19 protein-coding genes are annotated in these 21,373 nt (G+C 44.0%); 15 read left to right on the top strand and 4 right to left on the bottom strand.

The window, feature by feature from the left end:
• Nucleotides 1-64: 64 nt before the first annotated feature.
• Together ACE38W_RS15310 and ACE38W_RS15305 are read left to right on the top strand one after the other, a co-directional pair.
• On the top strand, nucleotides 65-1,285 hold the full coding sequence (locus ACE38W_RS15310; RefSeq protein ID WP_375832117.1) for a lanthionine synthetase C family protein: 1,221 nt from the start codon (nucleotides 65-67) through the stop codon (nucleotides 1,283-1,285).
• A gap of 124 nt (nucleotides 1,286-1,409) precedes the next feature.
• On the top strand, nucleotides 1,410-2,033 hold the full coding sequence (locus ACE38W_RS15305) for a response regulator (protein ID WP_375832116.1): 624 nt from the start codon (nucleotides 1,410-1,412) through the stop codon (nucleotides 2,031-2,033).
• Nucleotides 2,034-2,108: 75 nt separating this feature from the next.
• Here the strand turns inward: ACE38W_RS15305 and ACE38W_RS15300 are convergent, their stop codons facing one another.
• Both ACE38W_RS15300 and ACE38W_RS15295 read right to left on the bottom strand, forming a co-directional pair.
• Nucleotides 2,109-2,261: a hypothetical protein gene (locus ACE38W_RS15300; protein ID WP_375832115.1), complete on the bottom strand. Its 153-nt coding sequence runs from the start codon at nucleotides 2,259-2,261 to the stop codon at nucleotides 2,109-2,111.
• Nucleotides 2,262-2,391: 130 nt separating this feature from the next.
• Nucleotides 2,392-3,453, bottom strand: a complete 1,062-nt coding sequence (locus ACE38W_RS15295; RefSeq protein ID WP_375832114.1) for an SDR family oxidoreductase — start codon at nucleotides 3,451-3,453, stop codon at nucleotides 2,392-2,394.
• Between the two features lie 85 nt (nucleotides 3,454-3,538).
• Here ACE38W_RS15295 and ACE38W_RS15290 point away from each other — a divergent pair, with 85 nt between their 5' ends.
• The gene (locus tag ACE38W_RS15290) at nucleotides 3,539-4,315 is read left to right on the top strand and encodes an AraC family transcriptional regulator (RefSeq protein ID WP_375832113.1); all 777 of its coding nucleotides are present in this window, start codon (nucleotides 3,539-3,541) and stop codon (nucleotides 4,313-4,315) included.
• A 35-nt stretch (nucleotides 4,316-4,350) separates the two neighbouring features.
• Here ACE38W_RS15290 and ACE38W_RS15285 read toward each other — a convergent pair whose 3' ends face one another.
• The gene (locus tag ACE38W_RS15285) at nucleotides 4,351-5,022 is read right to left on the bottom strand and encodes a class I SAM-dependent methyltransferase (RefSeq protein ID WP_375832112.1); all 672 of its coding nucleotides are present in this window, start codon (nucleotides 5,020-5,022) and stop codon (nucleotides 4,351-4,353) included.
• Nucleotides 5,023-5,126: 104 nt separating this feature from the next.
• Between ACE38W_RS15285 and ACE38W_RS15280 the strand changes: the two genes are divergently transcribed.
• On the top strand, nucleotides 5,127-6,989 hold the full coding sequence (locus ACE38W_RS15280) for a response regulator (RefSeq protein WP_375832111.1): 1,863 nt from the start codon (nucleotides 5,127-5,129) through the stop codon (nucleotides 6,987-6,989).
• Between the two features lie 83 nt (nucleotides 6,990-7,072).
• Nucleotides 7,073-7,648, top strand: a complete 576-nt coding sequence (locus ACE38W_RS15275) for a DUF4256 domain-containing protein (protein ID WP_375832110.1) — start codon at nucleotides 7,073-7,075, stop codon at nucleotides 7,646-7,648.
• 44 nt (nucleotides 7,649-7,692) lie between these two features.
• Here ACE38W_RS15275 and ACE38W_RS15270 read toward each other — a convergent pair whose 3' ends face one another.
• Complete coding sequence (locus ACE38W_RS15270; protein ID WP_375832109.1) at nucleotides 7,693-9,588, bottom strand: T9SS type A sorting domain-containing protein; 1,896 nt, start codon at nucleotides 9,586-9,588, stop codon at nucleotides 7,693-7,695.
• Nucleotides 9,589-9,869: 281 nt separating this feature from the next.
• On the opposite strand from ACE38W_RS15270, the gene ACE38W_RS15265 reads away from it, so the two are divergent.
• The 10 genes from ACE38W_RS15265 to ACE38W_RS15220 all read left to right on the top strand — a co-directional run bounded on the left by ACE38W_RS15265 (nucleotide 9,870) and on the right by ACE38W_RS15220 (nucleotide 21,225).
• Nucleotides 9,870-10,715 (top strand): TIGR02452 family protein, encoded by an 846-nt coding sequence (locus ACE38W_RS15265; RefSeq protein WP_375832108.1) that lies wholly within the window; start codon nucleotides 9,870-9,872, stop codon nucleotides 10,713-10,715.
• Nucleotides 10,716-11,224: 509 nt separating this feature from the next.
• A complete protein-coding gene (locus ACE38W_RS15260) occupies nucleotides 11,225-11,785 on the top strand; it encodes a Crp/Fnr family transcriptional regulator (RefSeq protein WP_375832107.1) in 561 nt (186 codons plus the stop codon).
• Nucleotides 11,786-11,833: 48 nt separating this feature from the next.
• On the top strand, nucleotides 11,834-13,348 hold the full coding sequence (locus tag ACE38W_RS15255; RefSeq protein WP_375832106.1) for a hypothetical protein: 1,515 nt from the start codon (nucleotides 11,834-11,836) through the stop codon (nucleotides 13,346-13,348).
• A 231-nt stretch (nucleotides 13,349-13,579) separates the two neighbouring features.
• Entirely contained in the window at nucleotides 13,580-14,935 is a 1,356-nt protein-coding gene (locus ACE38W_RS15250; RefSeq protein WP_375832105.1) for a carbohydrate porin, read from the top strand.
• A 278-nt stretch (nucleotides 14,936-15,213) separates the two neighbouring features.
• Nucleotides 15,214-16,143 (top strand): AraC family transcriptional regulator N-terminal domain-containing protein, encoded by a 930-nt coding sequence (locus ACE38W_RS15245; RefSeq protein ID WP_375832104.1) that lies wholly within the window; start codon nucleotides 15,214-15,216, stop codon nucleotides 16,141-16,143.
• Between the two features lie 136 nt (nucleotides 16,144-16,279).
• Nucleotides 16,280-17,923 (top strand): DUF6377 domain-containing protein, encoded by a 1,644-nt coding sequence (locus ACE38W_RS15240; protein ID WP_375832103.1) that lies wholly within the window; start codon nucleotides 16,280-16,282, stop codon nucleotides 17,921-17,923.
• 239 nt (nucleotides 17,924-18,162) lie between these two features.
• Entirely contained in the window at nucleotides 18,163-19,056 is an 894-nt protein-coding gene (locus tag ACE38W_RS15235) for a sugar phosphate isomerase/epimerase family protein (RefSeq protein WP_375832102.1), read from the top strand.
• Nucleotides 19,057-19,306: 250 nt separating this feature from the next.
• Nucleotides 19,307-19,963 (top strand): FadR/GntR family transcriptional regulator, encoded by a 657-nt coding sequence (locus ACE38W_RS15230; RefSeq protein ID WP_375832101.1) that lies wholly within the window; start codon nucleotides 19,307-19,309, stop codon nucleotides 19,961-19,963.
• A gap of 9 nt (nucleotides 19,964-19,972) precedes the next feature.
• On the top strand, nucleotides 19,973-20,809 hold the full coding sequence (locus tag ACE38W_RS15225) for a sulfite exporter TauE/SafE family protein (RefSeq protein WP_375832100.1): 837 nt from the start codon (nucleotides 19,973-19,975) through the stop codon (nucleotides 20,807-20,809).
• Between the two features lie 23 nt (nucleotides 20,810-20,832).
• On the top strand, nucleotides 20,833-21,225 hold the full coding sequence (locus ACE38W_RS15220; RefSeq protein WP_375832099.1) for a DUF1634 domain-containing protein: 393 nt from the start codon (nucleotides 20,833-20,835) through the stop codon (nucleotides 21,223-21,225).
• Nucleotides 21,226-21,373: the final 148 nt, after the last annotated feature.

Below are 21,373 nucleotides of genomic sequence, written 5' to 3'. Positions count from 1 at the left end.
TTGGCAAAACATGTACAAAACAGGTACATGTTTTGCCTTTTTGTTTCCTCGAAAATATTTTTATATGGAGAATAAAAGAATGGCAGCAGAGATATTGGAACGTATCAGTAAAGAACTGGATGAATTTTCCTCCACAGCGGAGTATCCCGGACTTCTGGGCGGATATAGTGGCGCTGCCTTGTTCTATGCCTACTATTATCAGCTCACCGGGCAGGAAGCTTACCTGGATAAAACCTACGACATCATCCAACGCAGCCTGGAGGCAATCAGCAGCATGTCGCTGGACGGCTCCCATTGCAACGGCCTCTCTGGCATCTCCTGGCAGCTCCTTCACCTGGCCGAATGCGGCTATATTGAACAGGCAGACCTCGACGAAACCTTCGCCGAAATAGATATTGCCCTCTCCGAATTCATGGATGCCGACATGAATCAGCAACATATTGATTTCCTGCACCAAGGACTCGGAGCAGCGTTATATTTCCTCAAAAGATTGCCTGACCCCAACGCAAAACGCCAGCTGGAAAAACTGGTGCTATCGCTCCACACACAAGCGCATCAGCTGCCACAAGGCATCGCCTGGAAAGATTTCTTTTCCACCACTGCCACCTCAGAAGATAATCAGCATCGTAATTTATATAACCTCGGCCTGGCACATGGCAACCCCGCCATTATCTCCATACTGGCAAGGATATACGAAAATGGCATTGCCCGCGATATGATCGCGCCTATGGTCACCAACGCCATCAACTGGCTGATGAGTGCCCGGAATAAAGACAGGGAAGCCGGCCATTCACTATTCCCCGTATTGGTGGATGATCAGGCTATCACCGCAGGAGATGTAAACAGCCGCCTGGGCTGGTGCTACGGCGATCTGGGCATCGCGGTAAGCCTAAAAGATGCCGGCGCCCGAATGCAAAAACCCGAATGGACAACATACGCTTATGAGATCTTTAATAATATTGCTGCCCATCGTAACCAAGAAAATGGAATCGTTCACGACGCCTGCTTATGCCATGGCAGCGCAGGTATTGCAATAATTCTACAGCAAGCCGCCATACTGCAAAAAGATCCCGTATTGCTGGCCAACGCTGATACCTGGCATCAGCATACCATCGGCCATAGCAAATGGAGCGATGGCGCTGCCGGATATAAATATTATCAGCACCCTGAGTTTCAGGCCAGTTACAATATGCTGGAAGGTATCAGCGGCATAGGACTGTCACTCATCAGTTTCGTAAACCCGGAAATAAGGCCAGGATGGGCGGAAGCAATGCTCATGGTGTAATGTTATTGCGCTAAAATATTTTTTCTCTATCTTAGATATTGGCACATGAAACCTATTTTAAGATAACCCGACAAGGCTATGCCACAAATTCGCAAGCCCGCCTTCACAGCAAACAAGAAAAACCATGGCTCGTCTTTTTATCGTAGATGATCATCCAATGATCCTGGAAGGACTGAGAGCATTGTTGCACCTGGAAGCCGGTATAGACATCAGTGGAGAAGCAAGAACCGCCAGATCATGCCTGGACTTTCTTGCCCGCAACTCCGTAGACCTGGTCATGCTTGATACAGCATTACCCGATATGGATGCTGCTGAATTATGCCATCGCATTAAACAGTTGTACCCTTCCGTTTGCATCCTTGCACTTAGTTACAGCAAGCATGACAACAACATTGAACGAATGATGGAAAACAGCGCCAGCGGCTGCCTGATCAAAAACGCCGATAAACAGGAACTCATCATCGCCGTACGCACAGTTTTGCAAGGGAAAATATTTCTCTCCCCAGAGCTGGAAGCTCACGCGAAAAACCTGAAATCTTCGCTGCACATCACCAAAAGGGAAAAAGAAGTATTGTCACTGATCGCTGATGGTCACACAAACCTCGAAATCGCAGCTAAACTGTTTATCAGCTCCGATACTGTCGATAGTCATCGGCGTAACCTCATGGGTAAGCTAAACGCAAGAAATACAGCCATGCTGATTAAATGCGCCTTTGCTCACCGGTTACTGACGGATCTGAGCTTCTGAGAAATTCGCCTGCACACAAAAAATATAACGCGTCTCCACTTAGTAGAGACGCGTTATATTTTTTTCTGCTAATGATTATAAAGTATCAGTGCAGTGGAAAGAACAGATAGTCATACAAACACGACTGCAGCTAGAATTGCTTAATGCCTGCGCAACAGCGCCATTTTGATTAAGTGGCGCAATTTTAATCACACCAAGTTGCATTTTTTTTGATTTTGCAGGTTTCATAATTCATAATTTTTAGGGTGAAAATTGAATGTCTGTCACCGAAATTACCTGATATCTGCCATACAATAATTACCATTGAAAGAAATCACGGAAAAGCGTGAGACTAGCCACCCTGCTATATTTACGCAACTCAAGGAATAATCTTCTTCTTACGTAACTCATCAAATAAATCATAAAACATCTGCTCCGTATCCACATACTCATGAAAGCCCATTCGTCGCGCTTTACTACCATCTGCAAAAAAGTCATAATCCCAGGAGAATACGAAATCACCAAAGCCCCATGAAGACAACTCCCTATAACTATACGGGTCTAAGCCTTTCTCTTCCTGTATCGCCTTCCACAGCTCCTCCTTGTCTGCCATCACAGTTTGCAATGGCATCGGTAACGGCGCCGCTACCTCCATATCAAAATACCTGGCGATCTTAGGCCACATATCATTCCACCTGAATAAATCTCCGTTATTAATATTAAAAGCCTGATTGGCCCCCTGCGGACTAGTAGCCGCCCATACCGTGGCCTTAGCCAGCAACCCTGCATCTGTCATTTCCATCAGCTTATCATATGCACCAGGCTTGCCAGGAAAACGTAAAGGAATACCCAATTTTTTAGAAATAGTAGCATATACCGCTATCACCATGGCAAGGTTCATTGGGTTGCCTACCGCCGTACCTCCTACCACCGAAGGGCGTATCGCAGACCAGGTCCATTGCTTGCCACGCTGCTTTTCTTCCAGGAACTTTTGCTGGTCTACATTAAACTCCGGTGGCATATGCATCCCTCCATCTGTTTCTCTGGCAGGCGTTTTAAATGGCCCCAGGTGCGCACCATATACTTTGTATCCCTGCATCAGACTCACATGTTGTAAGTTGGGCGCCACAGGCTCTATGGCATTCACCACATTCACCAACATAGCCACATTAGGCGCTACCAGTTCCGCCCAACTGCCCCTATCCTGATAAGCTGCATAAAATACATGCGTTACCGTTGTTAAAGCAGCCAACTGCTTACGGGTATCTTCAGCGTCCAGCAAATCCACTCCTACATAACGGGTTTGCCCATTATCAGGCCCCCCACGCCTCGATAAGCCAATGATATCCCAGTTGCCCAGCTGCTCCAGATAATTGATCAGATTTGTGCCTATTACGCCATTAGCGCCTACTACCAATGCTGTATTTCTCTTTGTGTCCATTTTTTATCGATTTTGTAACACAAAGATCAGCCACCTGCAACCAGCACTATTGTATAATTCTGATAAAATGTTGTAAATTTCCGATATGGAACGATATAAACAGTTTGAACCGGTTAAAGTGAGCGATTTTGAGATGGCAGTATGGAAACATCCAGTCCATAACCACAATCATTACGAGCTGATATTTATCAAGCATGGCACAGGAACACATACTATCAACGATATCACAGCGCCATATCAATCCGGCAATATCTATCTCCTCGGTCCTGAAGATGCCCACTATTTCAATATCACCACGCCTACACGCTTCATCTACCTGAAATTCACAGACGCTTATATGTATGAAGGCGCCAGCCTACCCATACAAGACCTTGAATACCTGCTGAAAAGCCGCGAAACCCATCAGGCAGGATTTCTGCTATCTGCCACCGATGGTAAAACCACCGAGCTCCTATTCGATGTAATTAGTAGTATGAAAACTTCGCTGCTGGCCAATCAGGAATTATTACGCATGCAAATACTTTCCCTCGCTCAACTGTTGAAGAGAAATATGCCGGAACTGAAAGCCACTGGTAATCGCAGCCGCGATATGCAGGCGATTTACTGTTATCTTCATAAAAACATCTACGACCCGGATCTCTTAAAAGCTACGGCACTTGCCAATCAGTTTAATATGTCCGCAGAATATATTGGCCCCTACTTTAAAAGAAATACCGGCACAACACTTAGCCAGTATATCCAACAATACAGGAATATCCTTATCAAACAAAGATTGTCTGCCGGCAGATACAGCCTAAAACAGATTGCACTGGAGTTTGGGTTAACAGATGCCAGTCATGTCAGCAAAATTGTCCAGAAATAATTATAACGTATACGGATATACTTTTTTGGAGCAGATCAACATTCCAACTGAAAAATAATAGAGGCTGGTACTTTAGTGACCGGATGCAATGGTTCCAAAACCTTATTGAGCCTCAATCCGGAGGCATGAAATAAATTTGTCCAATCTGCCAATGTACGGAAATACCATTCATAAGGCAATTTAAACTCTCTCTTAAGTCCATCCCAGCTACCTTCTTTCCAGCCGCTGGTATAGTCCCCCTGCATTGCCATCGTCAGCGGATGCAAGGTTTGAATAAATATTTTAGCATTAGGCTGTAATAACAAGTGTATGCGTTGCAGCAAAAAAGCGCTGTCCATTTCATCCAACAAAGCAAAGTTGATCACCGCTGCAGCCGTTTTGACGGGCAGGTATAATTTGCCTTCACCCAGTTCCCTAAAAGTAGCAACAGCATAATGCGCTCCTCCTTTATGAATAGCATTGTCAATCAAAGCCGGCACGGCATCCACGCCATAGGCATTCATCCCCGCTTCCTGCATGGCACGTGTAAGCCACCCTTCGCCGCAGCCGATATCAATGACAGACTTCAGCCCCGCCGCTATAACGGCCTGTAGGATCGCCTCATTGGTAACAAGGTTCCTGCTGTCTATTTCTGCATGATCAATAGTGGCAATCCAGTTATCAGCATTGGCTTCCCAGGAAGCGGCTATACGTGCATTGTGGTCCATTAGCCGAAATTGATTATTTCTCATTAAATATACGCATTCTATCCTTGTAGCATTGCTTAAACCTTTAAAAGCGCTGCATTGTTACTCATTTAACATTGAAGGATATGAGCATAAAAGTCAACAGGAAGTCCATCCTATTTGTAAGCGACCCCAAACGTGTTATCACACGCTTTTTTTATCCATCACCGGAATCCAGGATCATTTCCATCCTCGAGAAAGTGAAAGCTATGCCGGAACAGGCTGCCTCACTTGTACTCAATCAAACGCTTCGCGATTTTGCCGGCCGTCATCGCAACATCTCTAAGATTTATAAAAAACATTTTGAACGGGCAAGCCAGCTACTCAGCAACAGGATCATTGATATGCTGGCCCTTTCTGAAAACAAACAGCTACTGATAGGCGCTTATTTCACTTCTGAATACTCTATCGAATCTGCTGCGTTTTTCAACCCTTCTATTATGGAAGACCCTGACCAATCAGGCCTACGGTTAGGCCAGAAGCGCGTTATCATCAGCTTCCGCGCCACCGGTGAAGGACACGTTTCTTCCATCGTATTCAGAGGCGGTATCCTTGATGAAGATAATAACCTCGAAATCCTGCAAGCCACCCGCCTGGTAGAAGAAGCAGAGATCATCAAACATTATGTATATGAAAAGAATGACCTGGTTATGCAATTGCAGGAAAGAAATCTGAATCAGCATGTCATAGATCATATGGTCAGAAAACTCAACAATGAATTCGACTATTATGAATTAAACACTGCTATTACGGAAAGCCTTACTGGTGAAGGCTTAGAGGCTGAAGACAAGAAAATGCTGGAAGAAGCGCGCTCCTTTGGTGATACTTATTATGAAATTCATTTTTCTTTAGATACCAGTATATCCGATCGCGTTATCTTCCCCATAACCGCGGAAGAACGCAATGGTATTGAAGATGCGCGATTTGTAAGATTTACGGGAGATGATGGACTGGTAAATTATTATGCGACCTATACGGCTTATGATGGCAGAGATATTTCACCCCGACTCATACAAACCCGGGATTTCTATCGCTTCAGTATTATTCCTATTCACGGAAAAAATGTGCAGAATAAGGGTATGGCCCTCTTCCCCCGAAAGATCAATGGCCGCTATGCAATGCTGGCCCGCGTGGATGGTGTCAACAACTACATTATGTACTCCGATCACCTGAATGTTTTTGGTAATGCGCAAATGATCCAGCAACCGGTATATCCCTGGGAATTCATACAGATAGGCAATTGCGGCTCTCCAATAGAAACACCGCAAGGATGGTTGGTAATCACGCACGGCGTAGGTACCATGCGGCGATATTGCCTGGGTGCACTCCTGCTGGATATCAACGATCCTACTATTGTAATCGGCGCTTTGAGTGAACCGCTCATCATTCCTAATGAAAGTGAGCGGGAAGGCTACGTTCCTAACGTCGTATATTCCTGTGGCGCAATAGTGAATGGCAACGAACTGGTGATACCCTATGCCATGTCTGATACCGCTTCTACTTATGCTACCGTGTCCTTAGATGAATTGCTACGGCAACTGCAACCCACCAACGAAAAAAATGCACAGACGACCACTCCATCAAAAGCAAAAATATTACTGGTGGAAGATGAAGCATTACAGCAACATCTTATTACACGCATTTTAAAAGATGATGGCTACGAAGTTGAGGTCGCGGCTGACGGCATCGTTGCACTCATGAAAATCGGTCAGACGCACTTCGATCTCATCGTATCAGATATCTCCATGCCTAACTTCGACGGATATCAACTGCTGGGATACTTATCCAGCAATCAATTCAATATCCCTGTCATTTTACTCACCGGGTATGAAAGCAAGTTGGAAGAAGAAAAAGGGCTAGGCCTGGGCGCTTCCTGCTTTCTAAAAAAACCAGTTTCTAAATCCGTATTACTGGCAGCAGTAACGGATGCGCTACAAAAACATACTTAACCTTCTATTGCTTCTTATTTTTACCTTTACTATATCCAGGTGGCAATACGCGACCTGTAAATCATCGTCATTAAATATAGTTCATGAAAAATACTACTGGCAATAAGCACCTACTTACCCCCACAGAAGAAAAAGCTTTGATGCAAACATTGCAGCATCGGTTTGAGAAGCATATGTCTCGGCATCAGGGATTAAGTTGGGAAGCGATAGAAAAAAAGCTGAAAGCTGCGCCAGAGAAATGCTGGTCGCTGCATCAAATGGAGCAAAGCGGCGGCGAACCTGATGTGATTAGTTACGATAAAAAAAATGATACATACACGTTTATGGACTGTTCCCCTGAAAGTCCGGATGGACGCAGAAATACCTGCTTCGATGAAGAAGCCCGCATGGCGAGGAAAACCGCTCGCCCCAACTCCAGCGCCATAGCTATGGCAGCTGAAATGAATGTATCATTACTGACCGAAGAACAATATAAACTCCTGCAGGAAACCGGCATTTACGATCAGAAAACCTCCAGCTGGATACAGACACCGGCGGCAATCAGAAAGCTTGGCGGCGCACTCTTCTGCGATCGGCGTTACAATCATGTATTCATCTACCACAATGGCGCCAGCTCTTATTATAGCGCCAGAGGATTTCGTGCAGCCTTGACTGTTTAATATAAAAGTCCGCCACTACATAGTAGCAACGGACTTCTACAGTTTTATTGCAATATTATTTTTCCGGTATATACAACGCCATCTCTTGTCTGAATTTTGATCAGATAGATGCCCGGCCGCTCTGTCAGCGTGAATGTACTATTCCTCAGGTTGAATGTCCGTAACAGGTTGCCGCCTCCATCAAATATACTGAGCTGCGCGCCGGCAGGATCTTTCAGGTTATTGACACGCACCATACCTGCGCTTGGATTAGGATACAATTGGAGTTCCTCTATTTGCATGGTCCGACCGTCACGCACATTCGTTGCTGTACCCATTGTTTTAGCAATACAATTATTTACCTGCACCCGCACAGGCCTTCTAAGCGGGTATTCACAAGCAAAAGCGGAAGTAACATAGTAGATCCTGGTTGCTGCAGGCGACACAGTATAATAGTTGCCAGTAGCCAGCAAATTGCCGCCAGTAGCGGCATCATACCAACGTACCTGCGGAGTCGTCGTTCCAGGAATAAAGGCATGTAGGGTGGTACTATCTCCCAGGCAAACAGCCACACTATCAGTATCTGTAGATGGATAGGCTGCATGACCGCCAAAATACAATGACCCGGATACACTGTCAGACAAGCACCCTGCTGCATTGGTAGCCTGTAATGTAATGATAGCATTGGTAATCCTGTATCCAATCAGATCTTTTACCGGAACATTAGCGCTGTTACTGATGACATAACTGGTATCCGTTACGGGGCCAAAATCTTCATTATATATTACCCTGACCTTGTAGCTAATACCAGCCTGATAGTTTTGTACAGGCACCAGGATATCGCCGCACAGGACACTAGTGGGCAACGAGAAGACCGGTGCAGGTAATTTATTTACAATAACGGTAACGGGCACACGTACAGGATATTCGCACACAAAACCTGTGGTTACATAATAGGTGGTCGTTGTATCCGGACTCACTGTATAATAGTTGCCAGTGTATAACAAACTACCGCCAGTAGCAGCATTGTACCACCTGATATTAGCCTGGGTATTATTAGCAAGATAACCATGTAATGTTACTGGCTGCCCTTTGCAGGTAACAACAGTATCTGCATCTGTTTGTGCTTTTGCACCCGCACCCCCAAAAAAGAGAATACCGTGTATACTATCAGATTTGCAGCCGGTGAAAGGATTCACAGCAGTGATATAAATATCTGTTTGGGTATAAGAGAAATTAAAATATGGTTGTACCGGAACATACGGTGTATTCATTAATGAAAATGCTGTATCCTTTAACGGATTACCGAAAAGATCCTTGTAAACAGTATGCACATCATAACGCGTATTAGCGGCATAGTTCTGAATCGACAGCGTTTGCTGACCGCATACAAATCCTGAAGGAGTATTAAATACAGGCGCCGCTGGCTGTCCGGCATTACGGTAAGCATAATAGATATTCAATGAATTTAATAGCCCCAATATACCGCTACTTAAAGTAACCTTCACCCTGTCAAAGTTCTGACCCGGATGCAGGACCACCTGTGCCAGGGTATTATTTTGCAGTAGCCTGATACTGCTACTGTCAACCACATGCGCATCGTTATTGGGCGTATTGCCATTAAAGGTTTGTACCGTTACACCACCAAATATATTTGCGGATAATACGGCATCGCTGCTACCTAGTGTTAATACCAGTGAATCGCAGGGGCCTCCTGCTGTTGGAAAGATGAGCGTTTGGTAAACGCTTACCCCTAGCAAACCTGCGGTGATGTTGAGTGTTGAATAATCGGTAAGGTTACTGTTATTGACAGCATTATTTGGATTACTGACGCCACAAAGCAGACATAAGCCAGTAACCCCATTGGTTTGCGTGGTGGCATACACCTGCGCCTTAGCCATGGCCGGCATTAGTAATAACAGCAATAAAAATAATTTAGGGAGATAGTAAAGTTTTGTCATAGTATATTATTTGTTAGAGAGATGATACAGTCAGGTTAATCCGATGAGGGTTCTTCACAAATTTATCGCAGGGTACAGCGGTATAACTTCATGGCAGGTCATATCACAAGGGTTTGCAGAGAATTAATTTTTAGGCTAATCAAACCTGGTATTATTCAGGTATGAATACCTATACATTTGATTCCGACTTAGAAAAGTTTGTGTAGACTTAATTCACTATTAAAAATATTCTTATATCTTTGCGCCCGAAAAATTAGTTTATTAACCCAATTAATCCTCTTATGAAAAAGTCAACAAGAGTTGAAAAAGCGAAGGAAACGTTGAAGATCATCGAGCAAGGTACTTACCAGGTAAGCGATACCACCGTTGATGTGAAAAAACAGATTACCTATTCTATTCAAAACAGTTATCTCTACAAGCCTGCAACATTAGACGAGCTGCTCATAAATCTTGAAGCAAAAATTGCTACGTTGGACTATGACACTACGATTGCTGTAGTAAACAATACGGTGCTGGAAGCCGGCAGCCGACTGGCTTTGAAAAACGAAAAAATTGGTTGCCTCAATTTTGCATCCGCTAAAAACCCTGGTGGTGGCTTCTTGGGTGGTGCAGTGGCACAGGAAGAAAGTCTGGCACTTTCCTCTAGCCTGTATGGCTCGCTCACGGCCAACTTTGCCATGTATGAGCACAACAGGAGTCAGCCTACCCTGCTTTATTCCGACATGATGATCTGGAGCCCGGAAGTAGTGATGTTCCGCGACGACAATGGTAACCTGTTGGCAAAGCCCTACAACATGTCTATTGTTACAAGTCCGGCGGTAAATGCTGGTGCTATCCGTAACAACCGTCCTTATGAACTGGAAGATGCCCCAGCCGTGATGATGGCCCGAACAGATAAAGTATTGGGATTAATGCTGCATCATGGTATGGAACATCTGCTGTTGGGAGCCTGGGGGTGCGGCGTATTCCGCAACGACCCTAACGATGTCGCTGCTTATTTTGCGTCCTTCCTGAAGCCTGGCGCCAAGTATGGCCGCTGCTTTAAATCGGTAGTATTCGCCGTATTAGATAGAAGTGAAGATGGTAAAAATGTAACCGCCTTCGAAAAGGCCTTCGAGTTGAAGTAACCAGGAAAAGAAAAGTCCGGAACCTGGCCCGGACTTTCATTCAATGTGTTTATGAAAAGTCTTATTTGTTGTCAGCCATTATTTACAACATTTAAATACATATAGCCGTTGCCGTTATCTCATCTGATGTAATTTTGTTTTGAATAGAAGATATTAATACTACCGATCATTTTTCATAACCCCTCTCATCATATTATAACGGGCAAGCCTATATTTTTATATTAATAAATCAAAGCAACCCCAACCTCCAATATTTCTTTAAAATCATTTCTACTAGATAATTATTTGACTTAAGTCAAAACCATTTTCGTATATCTATCGTTTATTTGTTTCGAATAACCAAACAGGAAGCAATCCTAACTACACACTCAAAATCGGCCAATAAAACAGCATTTCGCCATGCATAAAGCTCCTGACCAGTAATCAGCTGATCATCAACTATTGTTAACAGCCGGCGTAGACATTACCCGGATACACCTGTCTATTTGCTTATGGAGTTACCCCGTAAAATGATGGCTATATTTTCTACCATCCATCCGATGACAGAAGATTTCTTTGCCGACCTATCAGGATACCTGGAGCCCGTTCACGTTCCTAAAAAAACACCATGGCTTGCCGCTGGCACCATATGTAAAAAGGCATTGTTCCTGCATGAAGGACTGCTGTACAGTAGCTATGAAGAATCCAGATACACCGCTACCACGTGGTTCATGAAAGAAAATGAATTTGTGATAGCTGTAGAAAGCTTCTTCCGGCAAATACCCTCTAAAGAATCCATTACCGCCATCGAAAACTGTGTAGGCGTCGCCTTATCTCATAGCCACCTAAACGCATTACTGGCAAAACACCCCTGTTTTCTACATGTCTATACCAGGCTATTGGAACATTATTACATGCTTAGTGAAGAGAGAGCCTTTAACCTCCGAAAGCGGGAAGCTACAGATAGATATAAATTCCTTTTACAATTTCATCCGGAAATTATTCAACGGGTACCATTGAGCCTCATCGCCTCTTACCTCTGTATTAATATGGAAACCTTAAGCCGCATCCGGGCCAAAATTCTGACCTAAAATAACCGGGACTCTGTCTTTATTTCCTCACCATAATCACTAAGAAAAATGAAAAAAATCCTCACGTCCATTATTTTCCTACTGGTACTGGGAGCAACCTTTTTTGGTATCAGGTGGATCAATACCAAAGCTAATGCGGCAGCTGCCAAGCCCACTGCTAAAGCTGCCTATAATTTCAACATCACCTTTTTACCTTACCCCCCCAAAGACCTCTCCGGCCCTAATGCCAGCGAAGAAGAGCTGATCAGCTTTGCCTGGAATGAATTCTTTGCACTTAACTGGAAATCCAATTACTCCGTTCCTGGCTATAAACGTGGTATTCCAGACCGTAGCTGGGATTACCATCTGGACTCCTCTCCCGCACCAAGCCTGCTGGTATGGGAAACCTACGCCCACCGTGTAGAACTGAGACGCTGGAACGATATTATGAATAAATTTGATACTGTACCTTATTATCAATATAGCGAGCCAATTGAAGCCGCCCCCGGCACCCAGACAAATCTCTTTGACAACCTCGATGAAAATAATGAAATAGGCTCCTGTAACGTATATGCGCAAGTAGATATGTATAACAAACAATACCAGGTGCTCTACCAGGCTAAAGCCAACAGGGACGAATTTGAGTATATTAAGAAATACTATCCCAAAAAAGATTCACTGTATAAAGCCACCAATAGAACGAGCAATAATATAGCCACTGATACCGCCTACTACAAAGGTGCTAAAGGTAATTGCAACCTCTTGCCAGATTCCGGTGTCTTCTGTCTGCCATGTGGTGATAATAAAACCTCCAGTATTGAAGGCGCCATAGAAGTAAAAACCGCATGGCGGCAATTAACACCTCAGGAAAGTTCTGTAAGATACTTAACCCGAACAGTTTTAACTTATGAAACCACCGCTAACGGCAAGCGCAGGGCTGTGAATAAAACCTATGCATTAATTGCGATGCATATTATCCATAAAACTGTGGACTATCCAAACTTCGTATTTGCCACCTTTGAGCAGGTGGATGTAAAAAATAGTCATATGGGTTATGTGGAACTGGATACTAATGGCATTGAAGTAGGCCCATTGATTAGAGACTACAAGCGCCAGCACACGATTGCCCCTATTTCAGACGCTTCTACAGAGTATGTGCATCAGCAATTAAAAAAACTGAATCCCAATTCTGTATGGCAATATTACCGCCTGGTAGGTGTGCAAGGAAAACCCAATACAGATACTACTTCTCCTAATTTCTATCTGGCAAACTATGTAGTAGAATCAGATACCACACTAGCCAGCTTTCATGGCAGTAGTATTGATTCACCTTTTAATAAAGGAAATAATATCCTGGCACACAATAAACTACTCAGCATTGGCGGATGCCAGGGCTGCCACGGCGCAGCACAGGTACGCCTCGGCACCGATGGCTCCTTCCTTTGCGACACAGTAGATAAACCTGTTCGTTTGCCAGACCCATTAAATTATGGCAATAGTAAACTCAGAAACTATGTACGCACATTCCAGATGGCTGATCGGCAACATGCCATCCTGCTGCAAAAACTAAATCAACATAAATAACGACATCATACGCATCACTTTCTTTAACCAGTACTATAAATCGATGTCTTAAACAACAAAAGCTGTGATCTAATGCAGGGATTCACAACAACCTGCAGCAGGGACCCGGAATTATCCGGGTCCATTTTTTTGTATAGTAAGATGATATATACGTTCACGTTATTAGATCAAAAACATGTAATTTAAGGACGGAATGCTTGGGTTTCCCCAAAGCATTACAAACCATGTGTTATGAGCATTCACAGCAGGATTTTAGCAATTTTTCTTTTATTACTCATTTCTATTCAGCCAGGAAATGCCCAAACAATCAAGGACACTACAAAAAAAATAAGTGGTTGGTCTCTTCATTTTCAGACCACCGTCATCGGACAGAAACACTCCGGCTTTAAGTCGGCCTACCGTGGCATCAATAGCCTGGCCGATAGTGTGGAACCAATAGCGGTGAGTCAAACAGCCACCCTCTTCATAGGCCGTAAACTCTGGAAAAATGCCGCCATCATCGTCAATCCAGAAGTAGCTGGAGGTAAGGGGCTCAGCTCAGCAGTAGGCGTTGCCGGCGCACTTAATGGCGAAACCTATCGTATCGGTGACCCAAAACCCGAAGTATATATCGCCAGGGCTTATTTGCAACAACACATCCCTTTAGGAAAACCTTCTTATGAATGGCAAAATGATGATGTAAACCAGGTGGCCGTACTAGTGCCCACCAGCAGGATCACCATTTCCGCAGGTAAATTTGCTATCTCTGACTTTTTTGATGATAATGCCTACGCCAAAGACCCCAGGTCGCAGTTCTTCAACTGGTCTGTATGGGCAAACGGCGCATGGGATTATCCCGCTAACACCAGGGGCTATACGGAAGGATTGGTAGTGGAACTGGTGAAGCCATCCTATGCTATCCGTGTTAGCACCGTGGCGGTGCCACGTATCGCCAACTTTCACCTGATGGAATATAACAGCAACGCACATTCGGAAAGCATTGAACTGCAACATGCCTTACACTTTGGTAAACGTAACGGCACCATACGCCTGTTAGCCACCGGCGCATGGTCCAAAGCGCCCTATTATAAAGACGGTATCAACGCCATACATAACCAGGATACTTTTTTGCTCAACGTTTTCAGAGGGATTTCCGAAAACACCCAGTACGGTGGACATAAATATGGACTTGGACTTAACATAGACCAGGAGCTGACACAAAACCTGTCATTCTTCTGCCGCTTAGGATGGAACGATGGACAATACGCCAGCTGGGCTTTTACTGAAATTGACCGCACCCTAAGCGCTGGCCTCAGTATGAAAGGTACTCCCTGGAAACGACCCAATGATGTTTGCGGAATAGCCAATGCACTGAATGGTATCTCTAAAGAACATCGCGAATTCCTCGCCGCCGGAGGCTATGGCTTCATTATCGGCGATGGCCAGCTGAATTATGGACATGAAAATATTGTGGAAACCTATTACAATGTTGTGCTTACAAAATTCTTACAGCTATCTTTCGACTACCAGTTTGTAAGCCACCCTGGCTATAATAAAGACCGGGGCCCTGTACATGTATTCGCACTCCGTGGACATATATTCCTATAAAGAAAAAAAGCCTTACCTGGGAGGTAAGGCATTGTTTATCTCAAATTACCAGGTGGTGTTTAACTATATCCCCGTTCAATCTGTTATGAATACAAGCTTGTACTAATGGCGGTAAGGAGCTACAGTTACCATAACAATATGGTTCTATAAGACCGGTTCCTAAAATTCCTTGTTTGTAAGCAGAAACAACGGGACAATCCTCCAAAAGAATAGCACAATTATACCTGAGTTTGGGTAAACCATTGATTTAACGTAACTTAATACAAATACTGCAGCGCATGCCGGTAAAGCATCTTATACAAGGAATAACAAGTATCGAAGAACACAAACTGCAAACACTGGTAGAAAACCGCCGTATTTTTAATATGGTCAATTGTGAACTCAATATCTTTGAGACACATGAATCTTCCTACCACATCCCCCTCTCCTTCAGTGACCTCATCGTAACCAGTATGGTACGTGGTAAAAAAGTAATGCATCTGTCAGACAAGCCTTCCTTTGATTATCTCCCCGGCGAAACTGTGATTCTACCTCCGCACGAAACGATGATCATTGACTTTCCAGAAGCTACCATGGCTGATCCCACCCAATGCATCGCCTTAGCCATTAACGAAGAATACATCAAGGAAACACTCAATTACCTCAACTCCTTCCATAAAAGCCAGGATGAAAACATCCACTGGAAACTACAGTTTAATCAATATCATTTTCAGCATAACAACGAGATCTCTGACCTAATCAGTAAATTGATCCGCGTTTGTCAGAGCAAGGATGCTGCTAAAAATATCTTCGCCGACCTCACCCTTAAAGAATTACTCATTCGACTGCTGCAAAGCCAATATCTGGAGCAGGTCAGCATGGAGGCAAGTACCGCCACCAACACCAATAGTCACCGGGCCAATTTCGTACTAAGCTATATTCAGGATCATCTAACTGAAAAAATAGCCATTGATGCGCTAAGCCGCAAAGCATACCTGAGTCGGAACATCTTCTTCAAATGGTTCAGGGAACAATTTGGCATCACTCCCGTGGAATATATTAACCGGGAACGGATACGCATGGCCAAGCAGCTGCTGGTAAACAGCGTAATGTCCATACAGGAAGTCAGCGACTACTGTGGCTTCAGTGATGCTAACTATTTCATTCGCGTTTTTCGCAAATTGGAAGGAATCACACCTAAAACCTATCAGGCACTCTGTAAAATATAGCTTCCCATACTTTCTTAGCTCCGGTTATACTTTACTATCTCCCTAATCAGTAATTTTTTATAAAATTGCAGACCTGCGGATTATTTTACCATGCCAACAGCGGGTATTACCGGCCACTTTGAAAATGATGCATATTGTGAAAATCAGGTTATTGTTCTTAATACTTATTGCCAGCGTACGGAGTCAAGCTGCCGGCGTATCCGATTCATTGACCGCCGTGCTGGATAAAGCCATCGCAGACAAAGCTATTTATACCCGGCAAAAAGAAGCCAGGATCACCGCCATCAAACAGAGTTTGGGCCCGGAGATCCCACCCGCCGTTGCCATAGAACTCAACACACGCTTATATAAAGAATACCAGAAATACCAGATCGATAGTGCCATTGCCTATGTGAATCAAAGTATGGCCATCGCCGAACAATATCATGTAAATGATTGGATCATTACCAGTAAACTGCAACTCAGCAACCTTTATTCTTTTACAGATAAATTCCTGGAAGCTAAGGAACTGTTGGAAACCATACCTGTGGCTAAATTGAGCAGCAATCAGCGGGCAGACTACTACGAAACCTGGTTATCCTTCTACGAACACAGGGCCGCCAATGGCTATGATAAAAGTCCGGCGGCATCGATCATTGCCTACCGCGACTCCCTGCTCTCTGTGTTAGACCCAGCCACCATCCGGTATAAAATTAATCTGGCCGTGAAATCAGTGATCAGCCGCCAGCCAGAAGAAACCAGGAAAATATTGCTCCCCCTAGACCAGCCAGAAGTCAGCAAAACAAGTCCGGAGGAAGCCATGATCACTTATCTCCTTGGCGTTAGTTACCTCCAGCAAAAGAATAACGAACTGGCCAAGCAATACTTCACCCGCTCCGCCATCATCGATGTACAAACCGCCATTAAGGATAACGCCAGCTTACAGGGACTCGCTATCATGTACCATAAGGAAGGAAATATTCAATTGGCATATACCTTTACAAAATCTGTCATAGAAGATGCAATCTTCTGTAATATTAAATTCCGTACCCTCAGCATTTCTGAATTATATACCATTATCAATACAGAATATCTGGCAAAAGAAGCCGATGCACATGGAAAACTGCAATTATATCTGGTACTTATCAGTACACTTTCCCTGTTTCTCGTAATTTCCCTGGTATATGTTTATAAGCAGATGCAGAAAGTATCTCGCATAAAAGAAGCCCTGGACATCAGTACCCAGGAGCTGCGTAAGCTAAACGAGGAAATTACAGCTACCAATAAAAAGCTCACAGAGAGTAATACCCAATTATCCGAATCTAACCATATCAAGGAAGTATACATTACACAGTTTCTAGATTTATGCTCTGCTTATATAGACAAACTGGAGACATACCGTAAAAATTTGAATAAGCTGGCTATTGGCAAACAGCTGGATGAATTATTCCGCGTCTTAAAATCTACCCATATTATTGAAGACGAGGTAGATGGATTATATAATATATTCGACCGGATTTTTTTGGGATTGTATCCAAATTTCATCAACGAGTTCAATTTATTGTTATTGCCGGAAGAACAGGTGATGGTAAAACGAGGTGAATTACTGAATACAGAATTACGTGTTTTTGCACTGATTCGTTTAGGCATAACCGATAGTAATAAGATTGCGGAGTTCCTTCGATACTCTGTAAGTACCATCTATAATTACCGCACAAAAACACGGAATAAGGCGGTTGGAAAGCGGGAAGATTTTGAGAAAATGGTGATGAAAATCGGGAATGAGGCGAACGCAGTCTAGCATTTCGACCAGAAAAGCACTACTTTTTCCGATATAATTCAAGATCAAAGTTAATTGATTTACAATTAGTTAAAATAAAGCAATCACTACTTTTTTACTTTTCAATTTATTTTCAGTGAATGGAGGCCGTAGTTTTGACCATCTGCCAGCGAGATGCGTTTTCAGCAAATCGGACGCACCAGTGCCAACAGCAGCAACACGATAATCCACGTATTTTAATCAACAAAACAATTTGCATCATGCAAAAAATTTCCAACTTTTTCCTGGGCATGTTATGTGTCGCTTCTGTTGCAGCATGCAACAATGGTAACAGCGACCAGGCTGCTACCGATTCCACGACCGTACATGCGGATTCCACTGCAGCTTCTGTAGCTGGTGTTAATTACAAACTGGGTGTTCAGATGTGGACATTCCGTATGTTCAGCTTTGCAGATGCGCTGGACAAAGTGGACAGTGCGGGTATTAAAAATATTGAAGCATTCTGGGGCCAGGACCTTGGTGCTGGCATGAAAGGTAAATTTGGCGGCGATATGACTGATGCAGAGAAAGCACAGGTAAAAGAACTGCTGGGTAAGAAAGGCATTTCCATGGTAGCAATGGGCGTAATCGTTCCACAGAATAAAGCAGAATGGATCAAAGCATTTGAACTCGCGAAATATTTTGGCCTGAGTTACATCACCTCCGAACCAATCAAAACCCAATGGGATATGGTTGATAGTCTGGCTGGCGCCTATGGCATCAAAGTAGCTATCCACGACCATCCTAATCCAAATCCATACTGGTCGCCGGATTCCGTGCTGGCTGCTATCCAGGGTCACCAGAACTTGGGCGCTTGTGCTGATATCGGCCACTGGTCTCGCAATGGCCTCAACCCTGTTGAGTGTCTGAAAAAACTTGAAGGTCATATCTATGGCGGTCACCTGAAAGACATCACCAAATTTGGTTATACCAAAGCAGAGGATACTGTTGTCAGCAAAGGTGTTATAGATATCCCTGCGGTGTTCGCAGAGCTGAAACGCCAAAATTTTGCTGGTATGCTGTCTATCGAGCATGAGTCTAACTGGTATCATAATCTGCCTGATGTGATTTTCACTAAGCAGTATTTTGATGAGCAGACAGCTAAGCTCAAATAATCACGGGAATTTAGATGAAGTATACGGTAAGGGGTCTCTCGGTTGAGTGGCCCTTTATTTTTTTAGTTAGATGAGCATATTTCTTCGCACTTCTTTTCTCGCCTCAAATTCCATTTCTACAAACATCTATACATAATATATTTACACAATATAATAATTACACCTATTCAAATCATTGATTTTACAAAAAATAAACATCAGATGTTTACAATTCCTACCTATCTTTGATAAACATCTGATGTTTAAGTGTATGTCAAAGAGAGAAAAACTGGCAGACCAGGTAATTGCCAAATTACAGGAGAAGATATCCCTGGGCAAGTGGAAAACGGGCGATAAGATACCGGCAGAACCGGAGCTAATGGCCGTTTTCCGGGTGGGTCGTTCTACGATCAGAGAAGCGATAAAGACCCTTGCCAAGAACGGTGTATTAACCGTACAGCAGGGCGCTGGCACCTTCGTCAACGATAGTATACAGGCAGAAGAGCCGCTGGAGCAGCGACTACGAAGAGCTGCGCAGGAAGAGTTGAACCAGGTACGTACTATCGTAGAAAGAGAAATTATCCGTCTGGCCATCCAACATCATACGCCCACGCATATACGCGATATGCGCCAGGCACTGGACGAGCGTAGAAAAGCAGTGGAAGCAGATAATTATGATGCCGCCATCAATGCGGATATCCGCTTTCACACGACGCTGGCAGTAGCCAGCAACAACAGCGTACTTGCCGATCTTTTCGCCAGTTTCAGTAAGGTATTGCGCAGCTCCTTCCAGCGCAGAGATGAAGGTAGCGTCCTTCAATTCAGACAAACACATATCATCCACGAGCAATTGTTACAGGCAGTGGCAGACCACAACGAAACCGCAGCACTGGCTGCATTAGATGCCCTCCTTGCTTATAATCTTTAATATTTTTTTATGACTGTTCTTGTATTTACACTGATCATGTTTGGCGGCGCCTGTGCAGCAGGACTGATAGGATCGCTCACAGGCCTTGGCGGCGGCGTGGTGATCATTCCTTTACTGAGCGTATTCCTTGGTGTCGATATTCACTATGCGATTGGCGCGGCGTTAGTATCTGTTATCGCCACTTCCTCCGGCTCTGCAGCGGCCTATGTACGTGAAGGGATCACCAACATGCGCATCGGCATGTTCCTGGAAATCGCCACTACCGTAGGCGCCGTAGTTGGCGCACTAATAGCCACCTTCGCTCCTACTCATTTCATCGCCATCCTTTTCGGTTGTATCCTCATTTTTTCGGCAGTAAACTCACTCCGGAAAAAAGCATTGCATATCCTCCAGGAATCCAGTCCGATGGCACAGAAACTAAAGCTGTACGGCAGCTATCCTACACCATCCGGGGAAGTGATTCATTACGGTACTAAAAATGTAGTTGGCGGGTTTTGTATGATGATCATTGCAGGTGTCCTCTCCGGTTTACTGGGCATAGGTTCTGGCGCACTGAAAGTAATTGCGATGGATAATATCATGCGCATTCCATTTAAAGTATCCACCACTACCAGCAACTTCATGATGGGTGTTACTGCTACTGCCAGCGCAGTAGTGTACCTGCAGCGGGGTTATATACAACCTAGTATATGCATGCCCGTTATGATAGGTGTGCTGTTGGGCGCACAGGCTGGCGCGCGTATCCTGATCCGTTCCTCTCCGGAAAAACTAAAGATCTTCTTCAGCATCGTCATCACCTTACTGGCTTTGCAGATGATCTACAACGGCGCCACCGGTAAAATTTAATTCACGCTATTACCTGACTTAACATGGAAACAACAAAACCAGCACTGAAAGATAAAGACCTCCAGCTCATCATCGGAAAGCTACTCCGATACGGCGTTTGGTCATCCATGGCGATTGCCATCATTGGTGGCATCATCTACCTGAGTAGCCATGGGCAAGACATTGTACATTATCCAAAATTTGAAGAGCAGGACCACGGCATATTGGACCTCCTCGGTAGCATGTTTAGCGACCTGGCAGCAGGCAGAGGTTCTGCCCTCATATTATTGGGCATCATGCTGCTCTTTGCCACTCCTATCTTACGTGTAATATTTTCGTTGATAGGATTTATTTTGGAAAAAGATAAATTATATGTCGTGATTACTTTAATCGTATTAATGATAATCGGTGTGAGTATTCACGGTGGATTAGGATAAAAATCATTCGGCTTCCTGATAAATTATGATCATCGATATAAAAATGATCGTCTGTAATGGGCTATACTGCTGTATTTCATGATATGCAATTATTACTGATATATACAATAACCTAAAGTCATTTATAACAATCGCTTTAGTTTTCCGT

Origin of the sequence: Chitinophaga sp. Hz27 (assembly GCF_042263525.1) — a bacterium.
Classification (GTDB): Bacteria; Bacteroidota; Bacteroidia; order Chitinophagales; family Chitinophagaceae; genus Chitinophaga.
Note: the sequence above shows the minus strand (reverse complement) of the source record. Positions and strands in the feature narration are given on the sequence as shown.